The organism is Streptomyces alkaliphilus, assembly GCF_014141535.1.
Lineage (GTDB): Bacteria > Actinomycetota > Actinomycetes > Streptomycetales > Streptomycetaceae > Streptomyces > Streptomyces alkaliphilus.
The window spans coordinates 1-6,609 of sequence record NZ_VKHT01000187.1; the positions used below are offsets into that span (position 1 = coordinate 1).

Genomic DNA, 6,609 nt, shown 5'->3' on the forward strand with positions numbered 1-6,609 from the left:
TCACGGGGGTGCCGCCCGGCGGGGGTGCGCGGCTGGGTCTGGTCTGGCAAGAGCGCTCCCGGGAGACGTTCGGAATGCCATGGTAGCGACCGGGCCCCGGGCGCTCCCCCCGAAGGACCGCCCGAGACGGCGGAGGGCCCGGACGCGACGACCCCGGTGTCCGCTCCCGCCGGTACGTGGCGGAAGCGGACACCGGGGTCGCGTCGAGGGGCGGCCGAGGTGTGTCGGCACCTCTCAGATGGAGAGCAGAACCTCCAACGGGGCGGCTTCCAGGGCCGGATCCAGACGCCGGCGTCCGGCCAGGAAGGCCAGTTCCATCAGCACCGCCAGACCGGCGACATCGGCACCGGTGCGGCGGATCAGCCGCAACGAGGCCTCGGCGGTCCCGCCGGTGGCGAGCACGTCGTCGATCACCAGCACCCGGTCCGAGGGCCCCAGGTCCTCGGCGTGCAGCTCGATCTCGGCGGTGCCGTACTCCAGCTCGTAGCTCTGGGCCAGGGTGGCTCCGGGCAGCTTGCCCGCCTTGCGGACCGGTATGAAACCGATGCCCGCCCGGACCGCCGCCGGAGCCGCGAGGATGAATCCGCGCGCCTCCAGACCGGCCACCTTGGTGGCGCCGTGCCGTCGGCAGAGCGCCGCCAGGATGTCGGTCACCACCGCCAGTGCGGCAGGATCGGCCAGCAGGGGGGTGATGTCCTTGAAGACCACGCCCGGCTTCGGGTGGTCGGGGACGTCCCTGATCCGCTCCAGCAGCAGGCGGCGCTGGGTCTCCGACACCAGGGTCAGCGGTTCGCCGGGCACCCCGGCCGGCGCGCTCACCGGCGCTTCCCGGAGGGGCGCCCGCGACCGCGGGACCGGGAGACCGGCTGACGACGCTGGACGGTCACGTATTCACTGTCCCCGTCCCCGTCACCACCGTTGCCGGGCCCCGGGACGGTGGCCGCGCCCTCGCCGGTCCGCGGGGCGTCGGTGTCCTCGGGGCCCCCCGTCTCCCCGGCGTCGCCGTTCCCCTCGTCCTCGATCCGGCCGTGGGCGGCCGGGGAGGGGGTGCCGGTGCCGCGCTCGGCCCGCTTGTCCAGGATGCGGCGGTTGTGCGCGGCGATCTCCGGGTCGCGGAGGCGGAAGTCCACCACCAGCGGGGTGGCGATGAAGATGGAGGAGAAGGTACCCGCGGCCAGACCCACGAACAGCGGCAGCGCGATGTCCTTGAGCATGCCGCCCGCCAGCAGACCGGTGCCGATGAACAGCAGACCGGCCACCGGCAGCAGGGCGGTCACCGAGGTGTTGATCGAACGGACCACCACCGAGTTGATGCCCTGGTTGGCCAGCTCGCCGTAGGTGTACCGGCTCTGCTTGTGGACGACGCGGGTCTTCTCCTGGACCTTGTCGAAGACCACCACCGTGTCGTAGAGCGAGTAGCCCAGGATGGTGAGCAGGCCGACGACCGAGCCGGGGGTGACCTCGAAGCCGACCAGCGCGTAGACGCCGACCGTGACCAGGAGGTCGAAGGTCATCGCGGCCAGGGCCGCCAGGGACATCCGCCATTCGAAGGCGAAGGCCAGATAGATCGTCACCAGGACAAGGAAGACGATCATTCCCTGGAATGCCTTGGTGGTCATCTGTTGGCCCCAACTGGGACCGACCAGCTCGGCGTCGATCTGGGTGGGCTCCAGCCCCACCTCGTCCGCGATCACGGCCCGGACGACATCGGACTCATCGGTGTCCAGGCCGGTGACCTGGATCCGCAGAGCGCCGCTGCCCAACTCCTGCACCCGGGCGTCGTTGCCGGAGGCGTCCTCGGCGATCCGCCGACCGTCGTCCGTGGACAGCTCGGCGCTCGCCGGGACGGTGAAGACCGCGCCGCCCTGGAACTCCACGCCCAGGAACAGACCGCGGACGCCCAGGCCGGTGAGTGAGACGATCACCAGGAGGATGGAGACGGCGTACCAGAACTTCCGCCGACCCACGAAGTCGTAGGCGGTCTCGCCTCGGTAGATCCTGGCGCCGAGAGTGGAGAGGCTCGCCATCTCAGGCCTCCTTCGGTTCGGCGGTGACGGGGACCGGACGACGGCCGGTGCGACGGATCGGCGGCCTGGCCCCGAGGCGCTTGGGGTCCAGCCCGGACCACTTGTGGCCCTTGGCGAAGAACTTGCGGCGTCCCGCCAGGGTCAGCAGCGGCTTGGTGAGGAGGAACACGATGATCAGGTCCAGGGCGGTGGTCAGGCCGAGCACGAAGGCGAAGCCCTGGACCGATCCGACCGAGACGAGGAAGAGCACGATCGCGGAGAGGAAGGAGACCACGTCGGAGACGATGATCGTGCGGCGGGCCCGGGGCCAACCGCGCTCGATCGCCGCCCTGATCGGCCGACCCGCCCGCACCTCGTCACGCACCCGTTCGAAGTACACGATGAACGAGTCCGCCGTGATGCCGACGGCCACGATGGCGCCGCAGATGGCCGGCAGGCTCAGCGCGAAACCGATCGCGGGGCCGAGCAGCGTCATGATGACGTAGGTGAGACCGGCCATCAGGACGAGGCTGGCGATCGCGACCGCGGACAGCGCCCGGTAGTAGAAGATCAGGTAACCGAAGACCAGGGCCAGGCCGATACCGCCGGCGATCAGGCCGGCGCGCAACTGCTCGCTGCCCAGCGTCGGGGAGACCGTGTTGACGTTGGCGATCTCGAAGGTGATCGGCAGGGCACCGAACTTCAGGACGTTGGCCAGGGCACCGGCGGTCTCGGAGTCGAAGTTGCCCTGGATCATGGCGCTGCCGCCGCCCAGGCGCTCGGAGACCCGGGGCGCGGAGCGGACCTCGCCGTCGAGGACGATGGCGAACTGGTTGCGGGGCTCGAACTCGGTGGCCAGCTGGGCGGTGATGTCCGCGAACTTGCGGGCGCCCTCCGAGTTGAAGTCCATGGTGACGATCCAGCCCAGCCCCTGCTGGGTGTCGTACACCGAGTCGGCGCCGGTGATGTCCGTGCCGGGCACGGCGACCGGGCCCAGTTCGTACTTGTAGAAGCCCTCCTCGTCACAGGCGACGATCGGGTCCTCGTCGGCGGCGTCGGCCGCGGCGGAGCGGGCCTCCTGACGGGCCTCGGCGGTGGAGCAGTCCAGGGCGGCGAGCTCGGCGGCGAGACCGGACTCGGCCTCGGGCAGTTCGAAGCCCTCCTCGCCCTCGGCGGGGGCCCCGTCCTCATCGGACTCCTCGCCCGGGGTCTCCTCGCCGTCCTCCTGCGCGGTCCCCTCGTCGGCGGAGTCGGTCTCCTCGGCGGCCCCGTCCGTGGTCTCGTCGGTGCGGAAGGAGGCGTTGGTGACGGTGGTCACCCCGGTGGAGGTGCCCGGCGCCCGCAGGCTCTGGTCGGTGGAGTCGGTGCCGTCCGTCTCCTCGCCGTCCTCGCCGGTGCCCTCGGCGTCACTCTCGGTGTCGCCCTCCGCCCCGGGCTCCTCGGCCGTCTCCCCGTCGTCCTCGCCGGTCCCGGGCTCGACTCCGTCCTCGCCCTCGGGGAGGGCGAAGGCGGGCTGCACCGAGAGCACCTGACGGAACCCGAGCTGGGCGGTGGTGCCCACCTGCTCGCGGGCCTGGGTCTCGTCGGTGCCCCGGGGGATGTTCACCACGATGTTGCGGTCACCCTGGGACTGGACGGTGGCCTCCGAGACGCCCAGGCCGTTGACCCGGCGCTCGATGATGTCCACGGCCGTCGCGAGGTTCTCCTCGTTGACCGCCCCCTCGTTGCGGGAGTCCTCGGTGGCGCTCAGCGTGATGCTCGTCCCACCCGCCAGGTCGATGCCCAGGCGGGGGGTGTTCGCACCGGTGAGGAACATACCGGCGGTGAGGAGCACCACCAGCAGCAACAGCGCAACCAGTGCGCGGCCGGGCTTGGCCTGCGCGGACCTGAGGTCCTTTCCGGGAGACCTGAAGTCCTGATTCGGTCCAGCCACCTTCTCGTCTTCTCTCTGTCCTGCGGCCCGCGCCCGGTGGTCGCGGCACGGCTCGGCGGGTGTCGGCGGTTGTGAACGGGGTGTGGGGGGAGGGTCCTGCGGGGCGGTGCCGACCCGGGCCGGTGCCGCCCGGCGGATCAGGACCGGGGCCCGTTCCCGTCGTCCTCGGCGGAGCCGTCGCGGCGGTCGCGGCGGGAGGTCTCCCCGGTGTCCGCGGCGTCGGGGGTCTCCCCCGCGGCGTCGGCGGGCTTGTCCAGCCCGATCGGCTTGTCCGGCTCACCGTCGGCGGGCCGGTCGGTGCCGCCCCCGCCCGTCAGCGAGGACGCGTCGTCGGGAACCACGGGGGACTCACCGTCCTCCTCGGGCCAGGGTTCGTCGTTGACGATCCTCCGGTACTCGTCGGCGTCGAGCACGGCGGCGATCGCGGTCTTGGTGTAGAGCGCGGGCACCCCCGGAGCGACCTCCAGCAGCACGGAGTCCTCACGGACCTCCTTGACCAGTGCGTACATGCCGCCGATGGTCCGGACACCGGTGCCCGGTTCCATCGCATCGCGCATTTCCATCATCTGGCGCTGCTTGTTTCGGGCCGAACGGGACATGAGAAGCATGACGCCGATCAGCAGGATGAGCGGGAGGAAGAGTTCCACGGCGGAGGTTATTCCTTCATGTGGCCGGTGTGACGTGGCCTGGCGTGTGGGTGGACGGTCCGGCCCCGGGGCCGGCATCGGCGCAGTCTAAGCGAGGCATTACCGGCCTAACAACGTCGTGGACACCGGGTAAGTTCCGCGCCGACGGCTCCACCGTACGGCGCGCTCCACCGTTCGGGCGCACGCCCCGGGCGCTCACTCCTCGAACAGACTTCCGTCCGATCCCTCCCCTCGCTGCCGTGGCGGGGTGAGTCCCATGTGGCTCCAGGCCGCCGGAGTGGCGACCCGACCGCGCGGCGTGCGGGCCAGCAGACCCTCCCTGACCAGGAAGGGTTCGGCCACCTCCTCGACGGTCTCGCGTTCCTCCCCCACCGCGACGGCGAGCGTGGAGAGACCCACCGGGCCGCCCGCGAAGAGCCGCAACAACGCGTTGAGCACCGACCGGTCCAGACGGTCCAGGCCCCGACCGTCCACCTCGTAGACCTCCAACGCGGTGGCGGCGATTTCCCGGGTGACGAGGCCGTCACCCTTCACCTGGGCGTAGTCGCGCACCCGCCGCAGCAGCCGGTTGGCGATCCGGGGGGTGCCCCGGGAGCGCCCGGCGATCTCGGCGGCTCCCTCCGGGCGGACCTCCACGTCCAGCAGTCCGGCGGAGCGGTGGATCACGCGCTCCAGCTCGGCCGGCGCGTAGAACTCCATGTGCGCCGTGAACCCGAATCGGTCACGCAGCGGCGGCGGCAGGAGACCGGCCCGGGTGGTGGCACCGACCAGGGTGAAGGGGGGCAGCTCCAACGGGATGGCGGTGGCCCCGGGGCCCTTGCCGACGATGACGTCGACCCGGAAGTCCTCCATCGCCATGTAGAGCATCTCCTCGGCGGGCCGGGACATGCGGTGGATCTCGTCGAGGAAGAGGATCTCGCCCTCCTGGAGGGAGGACAGGATCGCCGCCAGGTCACCGGCGTGCTGGATGGCCGGTCCGGAGCTGATCCGGATGGGCGCCTCCATCTCGGCGGCGATGATCATGGACAGGGTGGTCTTGCCCAGGCCGGGGGCGCCGGAGAGCAACACGTGGTCGGCGGTGGCCCCCCGCGCGCGGGCCGCCTTCAGCACCAGATCCAGCTGCCCGCGCACCCGCTCCTGGCCGATGAACTCGCCCAGGTCGCGGGGACGGAGGGCGGCCTCCACCGCGCGGTCCTCCCCGTCCGGGGCGGCGGCGACCAACCGGTCCCGCGACTCCCGTGCGATGCCGGGGACCTCCTCCTCGTACCGCCGCGCGGCCCCGTCCGAGGCTCCCCCGGCCCCTTGCGCGAAGTCGTTCATCCGGCCCTCCCGGCTCCGAGCCGGCGCAGCGCGGCGCGCAGCAGGACGGGCAGTTCGGGACGGGCGCCCTCCGCGATGCGCGCGGCGGCCTCGGGTTCGACCTCGCGCACGCCTCGGTCGGCCTCGCGCGCGGACCATCCCAGGCCGGTGAGCGCCGCGTGCAACTGCTCCTGCCAGGAGTCCTCCCGCGACGCGACGGCGGTGGGGCGGGGAGCCGTGCCGACCGGCGCCCCGAGGCGGTCGCGGAGCTCCAGCAGGAGCTTCTGCGCGCCCTTCTTCCCGATGCCGGGAACGGCGGTGAGCGCCTTCTCGTCACCGGTGGCCACCGCCCGTCGCAGGTCGTCGGGACGGTGCACGGCGAGCATCGCCTGGGCGAGCCGGGGACCGACTCCCCCGGCGGTCTGGAGCAGTTCGAAGGTTCGTCGGGCATCGTCGTCGACGAAGCCGTACAGGGTCAGGGAGTCCTCCCGCACCACCAGGGAGGTGGCCAGGCGGGCGGGCTCGCCCACCCGCAGCCCGGAGAGGGTGTCGGGGGTGCAGCGGACATCGATGCCGATCCCGCCCACCTCCACGACGGCGGTGTCGGGGCCCAGGGCGGCCACGGGGCCGGCGACGAAGGCGATCATGGGCGGGTGTCCTCGGAAGCTCGGGCGGGGGTGGCGCGCCGGGCCCCGGCGCGGGCGCGTTCCAGACGGTCCAGCGC

At 72.2% G+C, this 6,609-nt stretch carries 6 protein-coding genes; all 6 read right to left on the reverse strand.

What is annotated here, in order from left to right:
* Positions 1-234: 234 nt before the first annotated feature.
* Entirely contained in the window at positions 235-786 is a 552-nt protein-coding gene (locus FNQ90_RS08670; protein WP_143618700.1) for an adenine phosphoribosyltransferase, read from the reverse strand.
* 29 nt (positions 787-815) lie between these two features.
* A complete protein-coding gene (gene secF / locus FNQ90_RS08675; protein ID WP_182605832.1) occupies positions 816-2,027 on the reverse strand; it encodes a protein translocase subunit SecF in 1,212 nt (403 codons plus the stop codon).
* 1 nt (position 2,028) lies between these two features.
* Entirely contained in the window at positions 2,029-3,939 is a 1,911-nt protein-coding gene (gene secD, locus FNQ90_RS08680) for a protein translocase subunit SecD (RefSeq protein ID WP_323379846.1), read from the reverse strand.
* Positions 3,940-4,076: 137 nt separating this feature from the next.
* Positions 4,077-4,586 carry a preprotein translocase subunit YajC gene (gene yajC, locus FNQ90_RS08685; protein ID WP_323379847.1) on the reverse strand — a complete coding sequence of 170 codons (510 nt, stop codon included), beginning with the start codon at positions 4,584-4,586 and terminating at the stop codon, positions 4,077-4,079.
* Between the two features lie 195 nt (positions 4,587-4,781).
* Positions 4,782-5,906 (reverse strand): Holliday junction branch migration DNA helicase RuvB, encoded by a 1,125-nt coding sequence (ruvB, locus tag FNQ90_RS08690; protein ID WP_228470976.1) that lies wholly within the window; start codon positions 5,904-5,906, stop codon positions 4,782-4,784.
* Complete coding sequence (gene ruvA / locus FNQ90_RS08695; RefSeq protein WP_182605834.1) at positions 5,903-6,532, reverse strand: Holliday junction branch migration protein RuvA; 630 nt, start codon at positions 6,530-6,532, stop codon at positions 5,903-5,905. Before ruvA ends, ruvB begins: the two co-directional genes overlap by 4 nt.
* Positions 6,533-6,609 lie beyond the last annotated feature (77 nt).